We start from the raw sequence: 19413 nt of genomic DNA on the forward strand, positions 1-19413 counted from the left end.
AACCGCCATGCCAGGCTTCCTCGGGATGGACACCGACGCCATCCGCAACCTCGCCGCCCAGCTCGACTCCAAGGCCGGCGAGATCGACCAGATCGCGAACGTGCTGACCGCCACCCTCAACGGTGCCCGCTGGGAAGGCCCGGACGCCACCCGCTTCCGCGGCGACTGGAGCGGCACCCACCACCCCCAGCTCACCGCCGTCGCCCAGGCCCTACGCGAGGCCGCCACCGCCGCCAAGAACAACGCCATGCAGCAGGAGAACGCCTCCAACGTCTAACCCGGCCGAGGGGACCACGGGGCTCGCCTCGCGGTCCCCTCGACCGTGTTCACCCAGGCCGACAGCGACGAGGAGGCTGAGTCAGATGGATCTTGAGCGGTCCGCCGGCCGGCTCGGCGACGAGGAGCGCGCGCCACGACCTGGCCGTTCGACACCGGACGAGCGGCCATACGCCGAGCTCACCACCAAGGCAATCGTCCGCATCTCGCTCCTGCTTGTGCTGGCCGGAGTCCTCGTCGCCGGTGGTCTGATCGTGGCCTTTGGGGATGGCCGGCACGATGCGCAACTCGAAGCGATCAAGACCGCCGGCACGTTCGTGGTCGGGCTGGGTGGTGGAGCCGCGTTGTGGCTGACCGCGCGACGGCAGCGTGCGAATGAAATAGGGCTGAATCAGAAGCATCGCGACCAACTGCTCGCGGAGAAGTCGTTCGCGTTGCAGGGCGAGACGCTGGAACGCAACCTCGCGCACCAGCGCCTGGTCTCCGCCGCGGCCGAGGACGACGCTCGAGTCAGGCGGATAACCGAACTCTACGCAAGGGCCGCCGATCAATTGGGCTCCGACAAGGCACCCGTGCGGCTGGCCAGCATGTACGCGCTGGAGCGACTCGCTCAGGACAACGTCGAGCAGCGGCAGATGATCGTCGACGTGCTGTGCGCGTATCTGCGAATGCCGTGCTCGGGAGATGGTGAGTGGCGGAATGTCAGTGTTGAGGAGCGTGAAGTCCGCCGCACCGTTCAGACGATGCTCGCGCGGCACCTAAACTGGCCCGCCGATATACCGGAAGCTCCTGGTGTTCATTGGTCGGACATTGATGTCGACCTTGCCGGTGCGGTCCTTCACGACTTCTCACTGGCGGACTGTCGTGCAGGATCCTGTACCTTCAGCGGTGCGGTATTCATCGGGCACACCGACTTCTCCCGTGTCCGGGTCGGGGGTGGGGTGCGATTCAAGGGGACGCGATTCGACGACACGGCTTGGTTCACCGGCGCCGAATTCGGTGGTGATGTTCGTTTCGACCGGGCGATCGCTCGTGGCGACATCTGGATGTCGGCTGTCTCCTTTGGCGGTGATGCTTGGTTCGATGGTCTGAGCTGTGAACGACTGGCGTGGTTCTCAGGTGCTCGGTTCAATCGAAACGCCGTGTTTGCCCGGTCGATCTTTGTTGGCCTTGCCGGGTTTTCAGGCGCGGAGTTCGGTGGCCTCGCCAGGTTCGATGGTGCCGAGTTTCGTGATGACGCCACCTTTCGGTTGGTCACTTTCGGAACGGATGCGTCGTTTGTGCGCTCGACGTTCTCGATGGACGCCTGGTTCTCCGGTGCGCACTTCTCCGGCGACCTTCTGCTGGATGACGCGACCTTCTGTCGAAGTGTGCGATTCGATCAGTGCGATCTCGGTTCAGGCAGTTCAGGCTCGGCTTCACCTAACGGCGCTTCCATGCACGGCCAGGTCATGCTCGCCTCGGGCGACTGGATCCGAATCTGGCCTTCGAAGTACCTGATCGAATCAAGCTCAGCTGCGACGGCGTGAGTTTCCGGCTCTGTGAGACAGTTGCTCCGGGCGCGGCTGGTCGAGCAGCGCGGGCTGGTGTCCGTAGGAATGTGATCCAGTTCCCAGCGAGGTCCCACCGACTCTGGGGCCCGCATGGGCAACGGCCCGCGTGCAGCAGCACGATGGTCGCTATTCCAACGTCTTCGCGACCTTCACTGACGCACTCAGACGGGCCGAGCAAGCGGGGGTACGCGGCGACACGGCAAGTCTCGACGTGTTCGAGACGGTCAGCCAGGGTGAGGTTCCGTTCCCGCCCACGGTCTTCGATAGGTCCGACCAACACACGCTGGGGAAGATCAGCAGTGCCCGCTACGGGTCGTCTCGTGCCGCTGGTCGAGCCTGGCCTGTGACCCGATGCCCTAGTTCGATCAGATCGACGCTGCTCTGGTCTACGCGTGGGGTCAGCTGGCCCACGCCAGGACTCGTGCGGACTCGTAACGCCATCGTCGATCGTGGTGCCGTCCATATCGAGTATGAGCGGGATCGGCCCTGTCCGAGCGCTGCCGGCTACCCGCAGGCGCGGGCCGTGTCCAACGGGGACCTCGCTGGCGACCTGCGTGCTGGCAGAACACACCCGCGTCATCGACCGGGGTTGCGTGAGTTGGCCCGTTGACTGACCGCAGTTGCGGTTCCGTCTTGGGATCAGCCTCGAATCCTGCTCGAATCCTGACGGTCTGGAGATTTGTCCAGTTCACGGATGGTTCGTGGGGCGTGCCACGGCGCCCACGGGGGTCGTCAAGGGTGTTCAAGATGGCCGATTTGGCGTCACGAGGGGCCGCTATTTGATAGCAGTACTCATGTTAGCCGGCGTTTACACAGGTCAGACTGGGTGCCCCCGGGGAGAAGCGCACCTGCGATGTCGATCTTCTTGCATTGGCTTTGACCTGGCGTTTCTTGGAGTGAGGGGGTTCATCTGGAACTTCCTCTGGAGGCACCAACCTGCGCTAGTCTCACGGTCAGCCGCGTCCTCTCGTGTCGAGAGCGTGCGTTTGAAGCGCGGGGCATCACTTCTTCGCGTTGTGCCCGAACTGCACCTGCCGCGTGACCCGTTGCACCTGATCCTCGCGGAGGGGCCTCAACATTTCACCGACGGCTGGACGAGTTGACGCCAAGAGGCGGCGTGGCGTGCCCAGGGATCTGGGCACGCCACGCCGGTTGTTTCACCGTGTCACAGGTCGGCCTGCGGTGGGAAGGCGTTCATCGCGTCGAGCAGTGCCTGCACGAGTGCGTTGTAGTAGCTGTCGTTGGGGCTCCCGCTGGTCAGGTACTGCGAGGCGACCTGGTTGACGTTGCCGCCGTCGCGGACGGCTTGGTCGAAGTCGATGAAACCGTCCTCGCCGTAGCTGCCGGCAGACTGTCGGATGTCGGAGTTGAGCAACTGGCGTTGCTGCTCACGCGGATCGTTCGGACTGAGACCGAGTGGGGCGATGGTCGTGACAATGACGTGCACCGCCGTCCCGTCGACCCGGTTGATCTGCTTGAGGCCATCGGCGCTCGTCGCCTTGATCAGCTTGGTGAGGCTGGCCTCGACCGTGGCGGCGCTGTCGCCGGCCAGGATGTCGTTGGCCCCGAGACTGACGACGACAGTGCGCAGGTTGGGCTCGTCCGTCACGGTCTGATTGAGCGTCGCGCCAGCAGTGCGGGCACTCGGGGCACCGACGCCGCCGACAGGCCCGGTCGGTGCGTCGCCGTGGGCTAGCACGCCAGCGTCGGTGCTGGTGAGTGCCTGCTGGTAGACCCGCACATCCGAGATCGACCCGTTGAAGAAGTCGTCAGCTGCAGTCTGGCCCGGCGTGACCGCGCCTATCGAGAGCTTCGACGTGGCCTTCCACGGCGTCGGATTGGTCGTTGTGCCGACGAGTGCGCCGTCGATGTAAAGCTTCATCGTGCCGGACGTCGCGTCGAACACGGCGAGCAGATGGGTCCATTTGTTGAGTGTCGGCGGGCTACTGGCGTGCACCGCCGGGTAGTCGGACGGGTCGAGCACGTCCGTGCTGGGACTGATGAACGTCCAGGCGTTGAACACCTTGTTGTACTGGAGGTACGCGCTCGCCGACTGCTGACCGCCGGCTCCGACGGCGGTCATGTAGTTGCTGGCCGACTTGGCGTAGACCCAGGCGGAGATGCTGTAGCTGCCGGTCGTGTCCAGTACCGGTCCGGCCGTGGTGATCCTGCTGTCCCGTCCGTTGAAGACCGCGGAACCGCCGTGGTCGCTGCTCCAGGTGACGCCGCCGGTGACCGTGCCGGGGTTGGTGCCGACGCTGTCCTTGGCCGTGGTTCCGGAGCCGTCGTCCAGCTTCCACCGGGCGATGGGCGGCAGTCCGACCTTGCTGTCGTTGACGATGCTTCCCGGCAGGGCGGAGCCGACCTTGCCTGGCACCTTGTCGACCCAGGTGCCGCCGGTGGAACCCGCCGCCGACGTCTGGTCGCCAAGGACCACGATGGTGCCCTGGGAGTTGTCGGTCGTTGAGATGTCGACCCCGGTGACGAAGGCGGTGGTGTTCATCGCGGAGACGAACGGTGCGCCGTCGACGTTGCCGCTGACGTCGCCGGCCGCCGAGTACGTCGGGGTTGAACTGCCGGCATGCACCGGGAGCCAGTTGAGAGCATTCGGGCTGTGATAGCTGATGGCCAGATCTCCCGTCCCCGACGGGAGAGCGACGGGATCGCTGTAGACCTCACCGCCGGCCGGGATGGTGATGGACCGCAGGCCGCAGCCGGCGGGCTTGCCCGCGGCGGCGCAGAAGGTCAGCTGCGCGGGAGCGGCTGAGGTCGCCGCTCCGGTGCCGGCCTGCCGGGCGATCGTGACGTGATCCAATGTGGACGGTGTCGGGACGCCGGTGTTGGACAGCCGCACACGGGCGTTAGCGCCGGTCACGGTCGGATGCGCGATGATCCGCATCGTTCGGTTCGCGTCGCTGTCCGCGGGGGCCGGTATGGTGTGATCGATTGGGGCTGCCCAGGCTCCGAGCCAGCCGGCCTGGACCGGGCGAACGCCGATGGCCAGCACGTGCAGCGCGTTGTCGCAGATGGTGGATCGGAAGCTCGTGCCGATGTTGGGCAGGGTGATGGACTCCAGGGTCTTGCCCGGGTCGGTTGGCGCGAAGATCGCGAACACCTTCGGTTTGGCGGGGTGGTCCCCGCCGGACCATTGGTCGAGGACGAAGGCCGCGCCGTCGGCGGAACTGCCGATCCAGTCTGTCACTGTGGGGAACTGGGGGTTGGAGTGGGTGTGGCCGGTGTCCTGGTAGGTGATGGTGCCCGGTGTGGCGGGGGTGTTGCCGCAGGTGCTTACCGCGAGCAGGCCGACGGCGCTGGCCTTGACTTGCTGGTTTGCCGGGAACGGAATGGTCTGTCCTACGGCGACGACGTTGTCGTTGCCGTTGGTGTTGGGGGCTGGCATGGTGAAGGTGGCGCCGCCGATGGTCGTTGACTGGCCGGGCGCGAGTCCGGCGTTTGACAGCGTTGAGCTGACGAGTCCGGCCCCGTTGAAGTCCAGGTTGACCGGGCTGCCGGCGGCGGCGATGCCGTGGTTGTTCATCGCGTCGGTGAAGTTGTCGGCGATGACGTTGTTCAGCGGTGCCACGGTGAGGTAGTCGATGCCGACCTGGTAGCGGTTTCCAGTGGTGGAGTTGGTGCCGTTGAGGGTGAAGGTGAGGGTGTGTGTGCCCTTGGTCAGGTGTGCGCCGTTGAGCGGCAGGTAGGCGCGGCTGAGGCTCTGCCAGTGGCCGTCGAATGGCGTTTTGTCCGTGCCGGCCAGTGGTGTTTTCCCGTCCAATGTCACGGTGACCCGGCCGTAGTCTGTGGACTTGGTCATCTCCGCGCCGAGCGCGTAGTCGGCCTCGAGTGGCGTGGTGAAGGTGAGGTCGAACTTCTGCTGGTCGGCGTTGCCAGGGAAGAACAGCTGCCAGCCGTTGGAGTACAGCTCTCCACCCTGTTGCGTGGTCATGGGGATGTTCTGCCCGGCCGGCTGGCTCGGGGTCACGTCGGTGTTGAGTTCGGCTTCGAGTTTGGTCTTGGTGACGCCGACGTTGGGTGCGACGTAGAAGGCGTACGTGGGCGACTCGGGTGAGAGCCGGTGGGCGTCGTCGAAGGTCCGCAGGTTCAGCGTATGGTAACCGGGCGAGAGTCCACTGGGGACGGTCAGGGTCGCGTTGCCGCTGGTGGTGGCGATCCAGCCGCCGTCATTGCCGAAAGTCTTGTTCAGGTTGCAGTCCCCGGTGGACGGGATGGCCTCGGTGCCGGCGCCGTCGAACGTGTAGGTGATTCCCGCGAAATGAGGGGGATTCGCCGTGCCGGGCGGCACGTTGGCCTGAAGTTGAAATGTGCCAGGGGTGCCCTGGGCTGAGCCCCAGTAGCCCTCCGGGTAGTCGAAGCTGAACGCGGTCGGTGTCTCGTCGAACGGCCCGGTCCGGGCGATGAAGCTGTACCAGTCCGACCAGTTGGACGTGAGCCAGTCAGCGCCGTCGGCCGGCATGTTGATGGTCGTGGCTCGGAAGGCGTACTGATCGTCGGCCAGTGACTTGGGAACCGTCCATCCGCCTTCGGTGTCGTTGGCGATGCCGATCAGGTTCGGGTTCGCCGCGAGCTGCTTGGTCGCGTCCTTGTTCCACAGCTGGAACTGGAGGCCGAGTGGCAGTGGTGAGTCGTTGTTGTCCGTAGCCGACGAATAGAGGGTGGGGGTCGTGTCGGAGGTGGTGGGCAGGCCGCCGTTGCAGCTCACTTCGTGTGAGACGTGCAGACCGGTCGGAGTGTTCGGCGGGAAGTTGTACGTCACGTCGAGGTGCGCGTCGGTGGGCGCGAAGGTCTTCCACTGCGCGCCGTCGCTCTCGTTGGGGGCGAGCAGGGCGACCGTTATGTTGATCCAGTTGCCGTTGGCGGCGTCGGCTGCCAGCTGATTGGCTGCGAACTGTACAGGCGCCGCGCCGCCGCAGGTGTCACCGGCATGGGAACTCGCCTGACTGATGAAGGCGCCGGTCGGCCCGGGGAAGGCGATGCCGGAGTGGATGGGTCCAGCTTCGTAGAGGTTGACGGGCTCGTCGGTGCACCGGCTGTACTGGTGGATCTCAGTCGCGTAGAAGTACGCGGAATGGATCGTCGCTGTGTAACCCGCTCGCTGTTGCAGTGGCGAGGTGTCGATCTGGAAGTACGAGCGGGCGGTGCCGATGTTGTTGCAGTGCGAGACAATGTCTCCGCAGTAGCCGACCTGCTGCGGAAAGGTGCTGTCGTCGAAGATGCTCTCCCGTGGGCCACTGCTGGACACCACTAGCCAGTGCTGGGTTCGGCCCGACATCTGCGGGTCGATATAGAGCGGGTAGATGACGCCAGGACCGGTGAGCGCTGCGGGATCCGGCGCGATTGTTAACTCCGAAGTGGACGGAGTCTGAGTGACGGATAGGGCGGTGACGTGTCCGCTACCGGGCGAGGTGGCACTGGGGGGCGGACCCACGTTCGGAGCGGCAGTGGAATCCCACATGATCGGTGTGCTGCCGTGCAGCACCTCGGCGCCTGAGCCGTCGCGAGCAGACAGTCCATTATGGTCTGCGGACAGGGTCAGGCCGGTCGTGGCCGTGGTGATTTTGATCGCCTTCAGCGCAGGATTGGCGGCGGCCGTCGCGTCGTGCACGACCAGCACTTCGCTGTAGTCGTCGGCCTGGGCCGTGAGCTGGAGGTCGACGCCCGGCAGCACGGACGGATACACGGCCGTCGCGCCGGAGACCTGAGGCACGGGCAGCGGTGTCGGCCAGGAGAACGACACGGTCTTGCCGTGCGTGCTGACAGTCGCGAGCGGAGAGCTCCCGCCGTTGGAGAACTTCACGTCCTCCGCGCTAGCGGCCGGGGCTAGTAGGCCATCGGCGGTGGGCTTCAGTGACGTCTCGATCGGAACCCACGCGCTGCCCCGCTTGACCCGCACCGGCGCCGTGTAGGTGCTCATCGTGAAGGTGCCGTCGGGATTCGCCATGACTTTGCTGGTCTCGCTGCCCTCGCCCGCGACCTCCACCTTGGCGCCAGTGCGGCGGGCCTGCGCGGACGCCGTCGTCTCCGACTGGGTCTGCATCTTGTTGACCGGCGGCCCGACCGGCGTCGGCACAGGCGCGGCGTGCGCGGTGGGAAGCCACAGGCCGCCGGCGAGTGCCACCGCTACGATCCCGCTGGCGCCCACGCGTTGCAAAGGCGAAAATATTCGCGAATCGGACACCCGTCTGAATGGGCGCATGATTGTGCTGCCTCCCCCTCTGTCGCGGCCGAAGCCGTTTGAACAGCGGCTGGCACGATAGCTGTGGGCCGGAGTACCGGCAAGGGAATGCGGGGTGGCTCTGCCGAAAGGGTCAACGTCGGCCGATGTGTGTCCTGCGGGTGAGATCCTTCTTCCCTTGGGAACACTGTCCGTGTAGCGTCCGCTACCGGGCGGTTTGAGTCTGCCAAGGGGGGCGCTGTGAGCCGATTCAATGGATCTGTCGTGCGTGCGATCAGACGGCCGCGAGGTGTCCTCGTCGCCGTCTTGATGGCCGTAGCGCTCGTTGCATCGCTGGCCAGCGCGGGTCTGACGCCTCCGCCGGCCCAGGCGGACCGAAATGGACAAGCGCCGGTCGAAAAACCGATCCCGCACGTGGAGCGGGTCCTGAGTGGGGCCAAGAAGAACATCGGCCAATCGTCGAATCCGATCACGAACGTGTCGTGGCCCGCAGCCGGCGATGCTGATGTGATCACCAAGACAATTCCGCGGACCGCAAAGGCGGCCACTCCCACCCGGGCTGGCGCACTGCCCATTTCCATGAGCCCTGAAAACGAGCAGCAAGCGGCAGACGTGCCGTCATCGACATTCCATGTGCATCTCGCCGACCAGACGGCGACCCGCAAGGCGGGCGTCAGCGGCGTGCTCTTCACCGTCAAACCGGACAAGCCGCAGAACCAGCACGACACGGTCGACGTCGACTATGCGTCCTTCCGCAATGCGATCGGCGGCGACTTCGGGTCCCGTCTGCACCTGAGCCAGCTCCCAGCCTGCGCGCTAACCACGCCAGACCGCCCGGACTGCCGCAAGCAGACACCGCTGACGTCGTCGAGCAACGATGCGAAATCGGCTCACGTGTCGGCTAAGGTTTCTTTCGCCACGCAGAACGCCCAAACGCCAATGGTGCTCGCCGCCACGGCCGGCCCCAGCGGGCCGAACGGGACTTTCACGGCGTCGTCGCTTTCGCCATCGGGAACGTGGTCGGTCGGCGGCAGCACCGGCGCGTTCACCTGGTCCTATCCCATTGCCGTGCCGCCGTCTGCGGCCGGTGCCGATGTCGCTCCGGCGGTCGGCCTTTCCTACAGTTCCAGCGCGGTCGACGGTCAGACTTCGGGCACCAACAACCAGTCGTCGTGGATCGGCGAGGGTTGGGACTACGCTCCGGGCTATATCGAGCGTTCCTATCGAAGCTGCGCCGAGGACCCCGCCGGCACCGCGCCCAAGGTGCAGGACCTCTGCTGGGCAGGCCAGGTCGTGTCGATGGACCTCAACAGCCAGTCGGTCTCGCTCGTCACCGGCGACAACGGCCAGACCTGGCACGCCTCGGCCGACACCGGCGACCGAATCGAACTTGCCACCGGCGCGAACAACGGCGTCAACAACGGCGAGTACTGGCGGGTCACGACGCCGGACGGCATCCAGTACTACTTCGGCCGCAACAGCGGCCCCGCGGGCGCGACCAACTCTGCGTGGACAGAGCCGGTCTACGGCGCCCACTCCGGCGATCCCTGCTACAAGTCCTCGGGTTTCGCCGACTCCTCATGCCCGCAGGCCTGGCGCTGGAACCTCGACTACGTCGAGGATCCGCACGGCAACGTCACGGCCTACTACTACACGCCGGAGACCAACTACTACGGCGCCAACGGCGGGAAGAACGGCGTCCAGTACACCCGCGACGGCTACCTGTCCCGGATCGACTACGGACTGCGGGACAACAACGGCACCGTCTCCAGCGATCCGGCGCCGGAGCAGATCGTCTTCACCACCGCGGAGCGCTGCCTGCCCACGGACACGATGGACTGCGCGCCGTCGAAGTTCACCAAGGCCAACGCCGCGTCCTGGCCCGACACGCCCCAGGACCAGCAATGTGTCAAGGACGACCAGAACACCACGCCCACGTGTGAGAACGACAGCCCGTCGCTGTGGAGCACCAAGCGGCTGGTCAACATCACCACGCAGTACTACAACGGTTCCAAGTATGTTCCGGTCGACGGCTACGACCTCACCCACCAGTTCTTCACGGCAAGCGACTCCGACCTCTGGCTGTCCTCGATCAAACACACCGGGTTCGGCGCGGACGGTTCCACGCTCGCCACGCCTCCGGTCAGCTTCGTCGGCCAGACGTACGACAACCGGGTCTTCGGCTACAACACCCAGCCCGTCATGGCGCACCGACGGATGACCGCGATCACCGCCGAGACCGGCCAGGTCACCGCGGTGACGTACAAGCCGGTGGACTGCACCGCCGCGAACCATCCGACGGACATGTCCAACGACCAGATGATGTGCTTCCCGGTCTACTGGACGCCGCAGTTCAACTCGACGCCGATCCTGGACCTGTTCTACAAGTACGTCACCGCCGAGGTCGACGTCCAGGGCACCAGCAACCTGTCAGCGGTCCACAAGACCACCTACAACTACATCGGCGCTCCGGCCTGGCACTACGACGACAACGAGCTCGTCAAACCAAGCAACCGGACCTACGGTCAGTTCCGCGGCTTCTCCCAGGTCGAGGTCCGCAGCGGCGATACCGCCAACGCCAGCAACGGAACCCCGGACAAGCAGACACTGACCCGCACGACCTACTACCGCGGCATGGACGGCGACATCCTGCCCAACGGTGGCAATCGCGCCAACGTGACGGTGACCGACTCGCTCGGCGGCCAGGTACCCGACAGCAACCAGCTCTCCGGCACGCCACGCGAGGTCCAGACCTTCAACGGCGACGGCGGCGAGCAGCTCAGCACCGTCATCACCGACGCCTCCGTGATCGCCACCACCGCATCACGCGACCGCGCAGGCTTGTCCCCGCTGACCGCGGACGTCGTCGCCACCACGAAGTCGAGGACCCTGACGGCACTGGCTTCGGGCGGCGTCCGCACGGACACCGAGACCACGGCCTACGACAGCGCCGGCCGGGTGTCGCAGCAGACGTCCACGGTAGATGGACTGCCCGATCTGTGTACGACGGCCACCTACGCCGACAACACCGACAAGTGGATCCGGACTCTGGTCAAGGAAGTCGTCACCTCGCAACAGAAGTGTCCGGCCGCCGGTACGGCGCCGACGCCGGTGCTCAGTGACGTCCAAACCTACTACGACGGTCAGTCCGACCTCGGGACGCTGCCGGGGCCGGGTGACGTGACGCGCACCGACAACGCGACCACGGTCACCAACGGTGTGCCCACGTTCATCACGACAATGAAGGCCACGTACGACGCCTCGGGGCGCGTCACGTCCACAACGGACGGACGGCAGAACGTCACCAGGACCACCTACACACCGCCGGACGGCGGAGTGCTGGCGAAGCGCGTGGTGGCCAATGCCAAGCAGCAGAACACGACCTACGTGTACGAGCCCGCAAACGGCAAGCCCACGGAGATCGTCGACGTCGCCAACCACGTCACCGACGCGCAGTACGACCAGCTCGGCCGGTTGACGGCGGTGTGGCTGCCCGGCCATCATCACGGCAGCGACCCGGCGTCGAGCACGTACACCTATGCCCTCAACAGCTCCGGTCCGTCGACGGTCACCGCCAAGACCCTGATCGACTATGGCAGCGGCACCAACTACACGACGAATGTCACGCTGTTGGATGCTTTCGGACAGGTGATCCAGACCCAGTCTAACGCCGAGGGCGGCGGCCGGATCGTCTCGGACAACTTCTACGACTCGCACGGCTGGGTGATCCGCAGCAACAATCGCTACTACACCGACGGCGAGCCGGGCACGGACCTGGTCTCGGTGGCCGACAAGGATGTTCAGGACCGCACGCTGAACTCGTACGACGGCAACGGCCGCATCCTCGTCGCCAGCGACTACAACGGCCTGACGCCTAAGTGGTCCACCACAACCGTCTACGGCGGCGACCGCACCACCACGATTCCGCCCGCCGGCGGCGTCACGACTACCCAACTCGTCGACGGCCGCGGCCACAACAGCGAACTGCGCCAGTACACCGCGCAACCCATGATCAACGGCAATATGGTGTCCGGCGGCAGCTACCAGTCTACGAGCTACCATTACACGCCGCTCGGGCTCCAAGATCGGATCACCGATGCCGATGGCAACACCTGGTCGTACAGCTACGACCTGATGGGACGCAAGGCATCTCAGACGGATGTCGACGCCGGAACCACGACCTATACCTACGACAACGCCGGACTGCTGACGACCGAGACCGACGCCCGCGGGCAGACCCTCGCCTATTCATACGACGAGCTGGGCCGCAAGACCGCCGAGTATCGGGGTTCGCAGACCGGCACGATGCTGGCCTCCTGGGTCTACGACACCGTCCAGGCTGGCAAGCTGAGTTCGTCGACACGCTATACCGCCAGCGGCAACTATCAGGTCGGCGTCACCGGCTACAACGGCGCCGGCGACCCGACCGGCACCCTCGTGCGCATTCCTGCGGCGGAGACTGGACTGGCCGGCGACTACCGCACGTCGATGTCGTACACCTCCACGGGTCTGATGAACGTGACGACGCCTGCGCCCGGCGGCGGGCTGCCGGGTGAGCAGGTCGTCACCGCGTATGACCCGCTGGCCAACCCGACGAGCGTTTCGGGCTACAACACCTACGCCACGAACGCGGATTACACGCCGTACGGCGAACTTCACAAGTTCAACACTGCGGGTGGCCAGGGCGAGCTTGGGTTCGAACGGGACGCGCAGACCCGCCGCGTCACCGACGTCAAGCTGACCGCGACCAAGGCGCCCCCACAGATCGACGACACCAGCTACTCCTACGATCCCTCAGGCAACCTCACCTCGAGCAAGGACGTCGAGGGCCCGGCAGGCTCTCCAACCCAGCAGCAGTGTTTCGCCTACGACTCCCTCGACCGGCTGTCGCAGGCCTGGACCGCCAGCGATTGCTCGGTCCAGCCCACGGCGGCTGGCATCAGCGGGGCCGACCGGTACTGGACGAGTTGGACCTTCGACCCCGCCGGGTTGCGGAAGACCCAGGTGCAGCACGCCCTGACCGCGAACACGCCTGACACCACGACGACGTATACGTATCCCAACCCGACCGCACCTCAGGCTCACACCCTGTCGTCCAGTTCGACATCCGGCCCGGGCGGCACGTCCACCGCGAGTTACACCTACGACGCGGTCGGCAACACACGGACGCGGTCACTGCCGACCGGCCAGCAGACGCTCACCTGGAACGAGGACGGCCGGCTGGCCACCGACCAGACCGACGCCGGCGCGTCATCCTATGTGTACGACGCCGACGGCAACGTGCTCATCCGCCGCGATCCCGGCAGCAGCACGCTCTACCTACCGGGCGAGGAGCTGAAGTACAACACCACACCGAAGAACGTCGTCGGCACGCGGTACTACGGAATCGGCGGCTCTACAGTTGCGATGCGTGTCGGTGGTGGGGACCCCACCGTGCTCACCGGCGATCAGCACGGCACCAATAGCATCGTGTACCAGCCCTACACCGGTGCCGTCACGCGGCGCACGTTCGACCCGTACGGCAACGCGCTGGGCACGCCTCAGGGCATTTGGCCGGACGACCATGGGTTCCTCAACAAGTCCACCGACCAAACCAGCGGGCTCGTCGACGACGGCGCCCGTGAATACGATCCGACCATGGGCCGCTTTCTGTCAGTCGACCCGGAGCTCGATCCGGCGAGTCCGGGTCAGCTGAACGGCTACGCGTACAGCGCGGACAACCCGACGACGTTCAGCGACCCGACCGGCACGCGTCTCGCTGGCTGCGAGGAAACGCACACGAACTGCATCGACGGCGGGCCGGTTGGTGCGTTGCACAATTTGCCGCCGGATCCCACGGCGCCGCAGATCAAGTTCAATACTCCGCGTGTTGTTGCGATTCACGATCCGGTGACCGGTCTGAACTTCATCAACCATGTTCAGATGCCGAAGGATCTGGACTTCGACCGGGCGATCTCACTGCTGGCCGACTATATGGCCAAGCCCGATAATAAAACGTACTGGAATATTCGGAGTAGTTTCGAAGACCCGTTGGCGCCCGACGACACCGTGGTGACGATGTTACAGGCCGTCTGTCATCAGGACGACTGCGGCAAGGGTGTTGGCGAAAAGCTCTTCCATTTGCATATCGCAATTGCCGGTCGGGACCTCGTGGCATACGGCGGCCTCGCGGCAGGCTCATTGGCGGCAGCGGGAATGGAAGGTGCCGGCGCCGCTAAGGCGGCGGTCGGTGAAAAAGATTACGCAGTTGGTGAATTTGGTCAGCTAAAAGAAATGCCGGAGCGTGTTCGTTCGGCATTGTCGTGTGCGACGGGGAACAGCTTCGCCGCCGGCGCGCTCGTGTTGTTGGCGGACGGATCGCACGAGCCGATCGAGGACGTCAAGGTCGGCGATGCGGTGGAGAACGCCGATCCCGACAGTGGCGAGAGGCAGCAGCATGTGGTCACGGCCGTGCACGTCACCGACACCGACACCGACTTCGTCGACCTTACTGTCGGACTGCCCGGCGCGTCCGAGACGATCACCGTGACCGCACACCATCTGTTCTGGGATGCGACGACCCATCAGTGGGTCGATGCGGCTGACCTGCGAGTGGGGGAACAGCTCGACACACCCGGAGATGGGCATGCCGCGGTGGTGTCGACGCACCGATACACAAAGTCAATCCGTACCTACAACCTGACCATCGACACCGTCCACACGTACTATGTGATCGCGGGCGACACGCCGGTGCTGGTTCACAACTGTGACGAGTGGACGAAGCAGGGAAACCTTGATAACCACTACGAAAAGCATGGCGATGAGATGGGGTATGACTCACAGAGAGAATACAGTGAAGCTGCCAAGGATCTCACGTGTGATTGTGATGGTGGTCGACCTGGCGTGATGCGCAAGCTCGATGATAGCAGCGACGAGGGAGTTGTGATCAGATATTTTGACCCCTCGACAAACGAATATGGAATGAAGGGCCCCAAAGGGATTATCACCTACTATAAATTGGATGGCGGGATTGGCACTTTTAAGAAGATGCCAGGAAAGCCGTGGAGCCCGGGAGAGCCAAGTTGGTGAGCGATCAGCGGTCGTCAGGCGCTGAGTGGGGCGAGCGTTTTCCCTGTTCATGCTGCGGACATCGGACTCTAACCGGTCCGCCGGGGTGTCAGGAGATCTGTCCGGTGTGCTTCTGGGAGGACGATGTAATGCAGCTGCGGTGGCCGCTATTGGAAAAAGCGGCGAACCGTGTCGACCTGGTGACGGCGCAAAAGAACTACCAATCCTTCGGCGCCTCCGAGGAGCGCTTTTCTGCTTCAGTTCGAACGGCGGCCAAAATCGAGCCGGTTCATGAATTGTGGCGCCGTATTGATCTCGCGCGCGATGACTTTGAAGAAACGCTCTCAGAGCTCGCTCAATGGCCGTCGGACCGCACAGTTCTCTATTGGTGGTCGGATCGGTACTGGCGGCGTTCTTAAGAGCGACGGTACACGGCTGCGCCGACGATCAATTGCAATGCAATGTGGTGCCCGGTGGTAGCTATCAGTCGACGATCTACCGCTACACGCCCCTGGGACTCCAGGGTTAGGGCGCCGATGCCGACGGCAACAACTGGTCGTTCAACTATGACCTCATGGGCGGCAAGACGTCCCAGACGGACGTCGATGCCGGCACCACGATCTACAGCTACGACAACGCCGGACTCCTGACTTCCGACACCGACGTCAGAGGGCAGACCCTCGCCTTCTCCGACGACGAGCTGGGGCGCAAGCCCAGCGATTACCGGGACAATCCTGACCTTCTGGTCATATGACACCGTCCAGGCTGGCAAGCTCGCGCCGTCGACGCGCTATACCGCCAGCGGCAACTATCAGGTCGGCGTCACCGGCTACAACGGCGCCGGCGACCCGACCGGCACCCTCGTGCGCATTCCTGCGGCGGAGACTGGACTGGCCGGCGACTACCGCACGTCGATGTCGTACACCTCGACGGGTCTGATGAACGTGACGGCGCGATCCGCCGAGGACGGCCGTGGCAGCGCGACCTGCCGGCGCAAGACAGCCAGTTGATGGTGCAGTAGGAGAATCTCCACGTCTTTGGCGGTGTCTGAGCGGACGAGCAGGGCTGTTCAGGACAGGAGTCGTCAGAGGATCAGGTACACGAGTCGCAACGCCACGACCATCGATCATGCCGAACGCGATCCGCCTGCCTTCACCCCTGGTCAACGCCCACGACCGAGTATCGGGCATCCGCAGGGTCGGGTTCCAGATCAGCGTGCGGTCCAGCAGTTCCGCGCGCAGCACCTTGACCCAGCGTTCGGCGATCGCGTTCATGCGGGGCATCCCGGACACCGGTCAACACTGAGGAGATGCGGGCGTCGCTGAGGATCTTGTCGATCAGCTTGGGGTATTTGGTGTCGCGGTCACGGATAGGGAACCTGACCCGTGTGAGGTTGGCGGTGTCCTCCAGGTCCATGAGCAGCATATTGCGGACTGTTGCGGACGGCCTGTGTCACCCAGGTATGTGTGGGTGTGTGGAAGTGCCGTGGACGTGTACGCGCCTGCCGGTGTGGTGGATGGTGGCGAGGATGTACTGGCGCTGCCCGGTGAGTGTGACCGTTTCGATGAAGTCCATGGCCAGAACCGCATCGCCCTGGGAACATAGGAAGGCCGCTCAGGTGACGGTTGTCCGGTGCGGGGCTGGGTCGATGCCCTCGGTCTTGAGGTAGCTTCGCCGGCCACACGGCTACGAACGGCTCATAATTACTGTCGCCGCGAAACCATTGTCAGCAGCGCAGTTCTGCGGAGTGCCTCCGGCAGGATTCGAACCTGCGCACCCGCCTCCGGAGCCTCCGTTACTGACACTCGCATCTACCTGCGACTTTGCCAACAGCGTTAGTCTCCGCCGCCCCTTTGAGCACACTGATCAACGCTGCTTCGCGTCACGTGTGGTGTCACGGAGACCGTGACCAGACCGTTACGTGTGGCTGGTCGGATCGGTCGTGTCGTGGGCTCGCCGACGCCGCGCCGAGGTGGTCGCTGACGGGCTCGCTGCGAAGAGCCAGACGTTGCCGGCGATCTTGGCACGGACGCTGACCTGGGACCAGGGTCAGGAGATGGCCGAATACGCCCGGTTCACCATCGCCATTGGGGTACGGGTGTACTTCTGCGACCTGAAGAGTCCGTGGCAGCGCGGCAGCAACTGGGTCCGCTGGAGACTGCGGGATCGCCCGGTTGAAATGGTGGATCGGTCACCGAGGGCAGTCCGCGAGTGTCAGGAGCCTGATCTAGTGTCGAGCGCCCGCAGGGCGGTGGCTACAGCAACGCTTGCGATCGGCAAACGAGCCAGAGTGATGCCGGCGAACACGCGACGATGATGGCACCGCTAGCAGCAACCATGCCTCCGCTCCCTCGCTGCTGCGTGTGTCTAAATTTCCTTTTCTATGTCAAGCGGCCCGCCTTCGGCGGGCCGTGGCCGCCGCGCGCCGCCAGCTTGCTTACCGGCCGCTCTGGCGCGGCGTGCGGCCTGGCGGCCGGTCCGCGCCGAGCGGCCGAGCGGAGTGTGGCGGGAAGCCACGCCTGTGGCCGCGAAGAATTAAAGTCCGGCTGGCCACTTTCACACTTCTGTCTTCGTCTTGGCCAAGTCCAGTGTCGAATGGATATCTAACTGTACTTGATTCGTGGAACGAGGGAAGTGATAGACTTGTCAAACGGTTGCGTTGTCATGGTCCTGGATGCGTCGGCAAGCCATTCTGTCGGTCTATGCGGCGATTCCTAGGTCGACTAGCTTTTGTAGAACTTCGAGGTCTTCGGCAAGTTCGGATGCGTCTCCGCCGGCCACGACGACGATCGAATCGAATTGGCTTCGAGCGGCCTTTCGTATCACAAGATCGGCCAAGTCGGGTAGCGATTCTCGATTATCGAATTCGGATGCTTTGGTCTTGGTTATAATAAACTGGGTGGCGTTATCTCGCAGTACCAGATCTCCGGGCAAGTCAAACACGGCGGTTTCGGAGAATTGGGCCCGCGAAGTGTCGAGTGCCCAGTCGCCTTTTTGGTAGAATTTTTGTGTCAGTTCAAGGGAGTTTGCTGTCGTGCTGTCTGCTGCGTGGGGTGAGAGCTTTTTGAGAACCCAAGTACCCTGTTTTCCTTGGAGTGTGACATGCCGAAAAAGGCATCCGCTAAGGGAAAGTGGGTGTCCTGCTATGTTAATGTCGGTCAATGTGACCGAATCGAATAGGATGCCAAGCCCGCTGCATGAGTCGAATGTGCATTCAGTGCAGTCGACGTTCCGTACGTGCGTGGGAGTCTCGAGACCCGCGCCTTGGCCTAGGGTGCAACTGGAGAACGTGCATCGAGATAGTGATAGATCTTGAAAGGAAATTCGCTCGCCAACGTGCTTGACGTGGCTAAAATTCTGATCTGCAACCATCTTTCGCAACGAGCTCTCCTTGTTGATGGCGGTCTCCCTTATCTATTCTAGCAGTGCGAATCACGACTTGTTGGTTGGAGATTTGAGGCCGAAGAGCTCGTAAACCTCGCTACTTGTAAGGCTGGGGTATGTTATTAGGTTATCTTCCGATCTGATGTAGTCACGTCTGAGATGGTTTCCCTTGGTTGACTTTGAGTTGGTTGTGATGTCTATATTGAACCCGCCAACTGTAAAGTCGGGTTCCCGTTTTCCGATGGCCGTTAGTGGAGTTACGTTCGTGTCTATTTGAACGTCGCGGTCGCCTTGAGCGCTTCGCTCGATGTATTTGCCGTACATCTGTCGTGCGCGAAACGGCTCACCGGAGCGAAGAGCGTCTCGCGCTGCTCGCATTTCCTTCAGTGTAAGTACGTCTTCTATGTCCTCTGTGTCGCCGTTTCGTGCTCGCTCTACCGCTTTTCGGATTCGATCGACGCTTTCGCGGTCTTGGTCGGCTAGTTGATCGGATGACTTCCCCTTTTTCGAGTCGTTCGGGGTGTTATCCGGTGTTGATGTGCCATTTTTCGATCGCTCTGGCTCTGGTGGCTTAGTGTCGCGTCCTGTTTTGGAAGCTTCAGACGCTTGTGGATGCTTTGATTCAGCTCGATCTTTTGCTTTGCTGGATGGCTGCAGCGAATGAACCGCCGGTGGGGTATCTGAATTCTTGCGTTTGATTGCGTCGGATGATTGCAACTCTTCCTGATTGCTGGACTTTTTATTTCGTTCATGGTTAGAGTTTAGTGACTTTTCTCCGATTTCTGCTCGCGCGGCATCTGATTGTGTAATTCGAGCCCGGGCGGCGCGATCGAGGATCTGGTGTTGTGTAGCGGCTGGATCCAGCTTGGTCGTACCGGCGACCGCTGTGGCGCGACGATCGTTCATGCGTCGACGCAGTGGGCGTTCGGTACTTTCAGCTTGCGCAGCCTCTGATTGACT

9 protein-coding genes and 1 pseudogene are annotated in these 19413 nt (G+C 63.6%); 6 read left to right on the top strand and 4 right to left on the bottom strand.

The genetic code is table 11. The features are described from left to right. The first annotated feature begins 7 nt into the window (after positions 1-7). Positions 8-277, top strand: coding sequence for a WXG100 family type VII secretion target (locus BCF44_RS46800; protein ID WP_211353561.1), 270 nt, complete (start codon positions 8-10; stop codon positions 275-277). Positions 278-362: 85 nt separating this feature from the next. After that, the gene (locus BCF44_RS46805) at positions 363-1805 is read left to right on the top strand and encodes a pentapeptide repeat-containing protein (RefSeq protein WP_116181034.1); all 1443 of its coding nucleotides are present in this window, start codon (positions 363-365) and stop codon (positions 1803-1805) included. A gap of 1189 nt (positions 1806-2994) precedes the next feature. On the opposite strand, the gene BCF44_RS46810 is transcribed toward BCF44_RS46805, so the two are convergent. Continuing rightward, entirely contained in the window at positions 2995-7965 is a 4971-nt protein-coding gene (locus tag BCF44_RS46810) for a LamG-like jellyroll fold domain-containing protein (RefSeq protein WP_116181035.1), read from the bottom strand. 321 nt (positions 7966-8286) lie between these two features. Here BCF44_RS46810 and BCF44_RS46815 point away from each other — a divergent pair, with 321 nt between their 5' ends. The 3 genes from BCF44_RS46815 (at position 8287) to BCF44_RS46825 (ending at position 15823) form a co-directional block, all read left to right on the top strand. Further along, a complete protein-coding gene (locus BCF44_RS46815; protein WP_116181036.1) occupies positions 8287-15090 on the top strand; it encodes an RHS repeat-associated core domain-containing protein in 6804 nt (2267 codons plus the stop codon). Then, positions 15087-15488, top strand: a complete 402-nt coding sequence (locus BCF44_RS46820; protein ID WP_116181121.1) for a CPCC family cysteine-rich protein — start codon at positions 15087-15089, stop codon at positions 15486-15488. The genes BCF44_RS46815 and BCF44_RS46820 overlap by 4 nt, the downstream gene beginning before the upstream one ends. A 155-nt stretch (positions 15489-15643) precedes the next feature. Further along, on the top strand, positions 15644-15823 hold the full coding sequence (locus BCF44_RS46825; RefSeq protein ID WP_116181122.1) for an RHS repeat protein: 180 nt from the start codon (positions 15644-15646) through the stop codon (positions 15821-15823). Positions 15824-15970: 147 nt separating this feature from the next. On the opposite strand, the gene BCF44_RS58830 is transcribed toward BCF44_RS46825, so the two are convergent. Both BCF44_RS58830 and BCF44_RS54985 read right to left on the bottom strand, forming a co-directional pair. Further along, positions 15971-16102, bottom strand: a complete 132-nt coding sequence (locus BCF44_RS58830; RefSeq protein WP_281283239.1) for a hypothetical protein — start codon at positions 16100-16102, stop codon at positions 15971-15973. Positions 16103-16221: 119 nt separating this feature from the next. Then, positions 16222-16485, bottom strand: a complete 264-nt coding sequence (locus BCF44_RS54985; RefSeq protein WP_147328934.1) for a hypothetical protein — start codon at positions 16483-16485, stop codon at positions 16222-16224. Between the two features lie 589 nt (positions 16486-17074). On the opposite strand from BCF44_RS54985, the pseudogene BCF44_RS58245 reads away from it, so the two are divergent. Continuing rightward, positions 17075-17212: pseudogene (locus BCF44_RS58245) on the top strand (IS30 family transposase); the annotation flags it as partial. Between the two features lie 1289 nt (positions 17213-18501). Here BCF44_RS58245 and BCF44_RS54990 read toward each other — a convergent pair. After that, positions 18502-19359, bottom strand: a complete 858-nt coding sequence (locus BCF44_RS54990) for a prolipoprotein diacylglyceryl transferase (protein ID WP_147328935.1) — start codon at positions 19357-19359, stop codon at positions 18502-18504. Positions 19360-19413: the final 54 nt, after the last annotated feature.

The organism is Kutzneria buriramensis (assembly GCF_003387475.1).
GTDB lineage: Bacteria > Actinomycetota > Actinomycetes > Mycobacteriales > Pseudonocardiaceae > Kutzneria > Kutzneria buriramensis.

Coding starts and splice junctions, on each gene's coding strand:
- BCF44_RS46800 (WP_211353561.1), top strand. CDS start 8: ATGCCAGGCTTCCTCGGGATGGACACCGACGCCATCCGCAACCTCGCC.
- BCF44_RS46805 (WP_116181034.1), top strand. CDS start 363: ATGGATCTTGAGCGGTCCGCCGGCCGGCTCGGCGACGAGGAGCGCGCG.
- BCF44_RS46825 (WP_116181122.1), top strand. CDS start 15,644: ATGGGCGGCAAGACGTCCCAGACGGACGTCGATGCCGGCACCACGATC.
- BCF44_RS54985 (WP_147328934.1), bottom strand. CDS start 16,485: ATGGACCTGGAGGACACCGCCAACCTCACACGGGTCAGGTTCCCTATC.
- BCF44_RS54990 (WP_147328935.1), bottom strand. CDS start 19,359: ATGAACGATCGTCGCGCCACAGCGGTCGCCGGTACGACCAAGCTGGAT.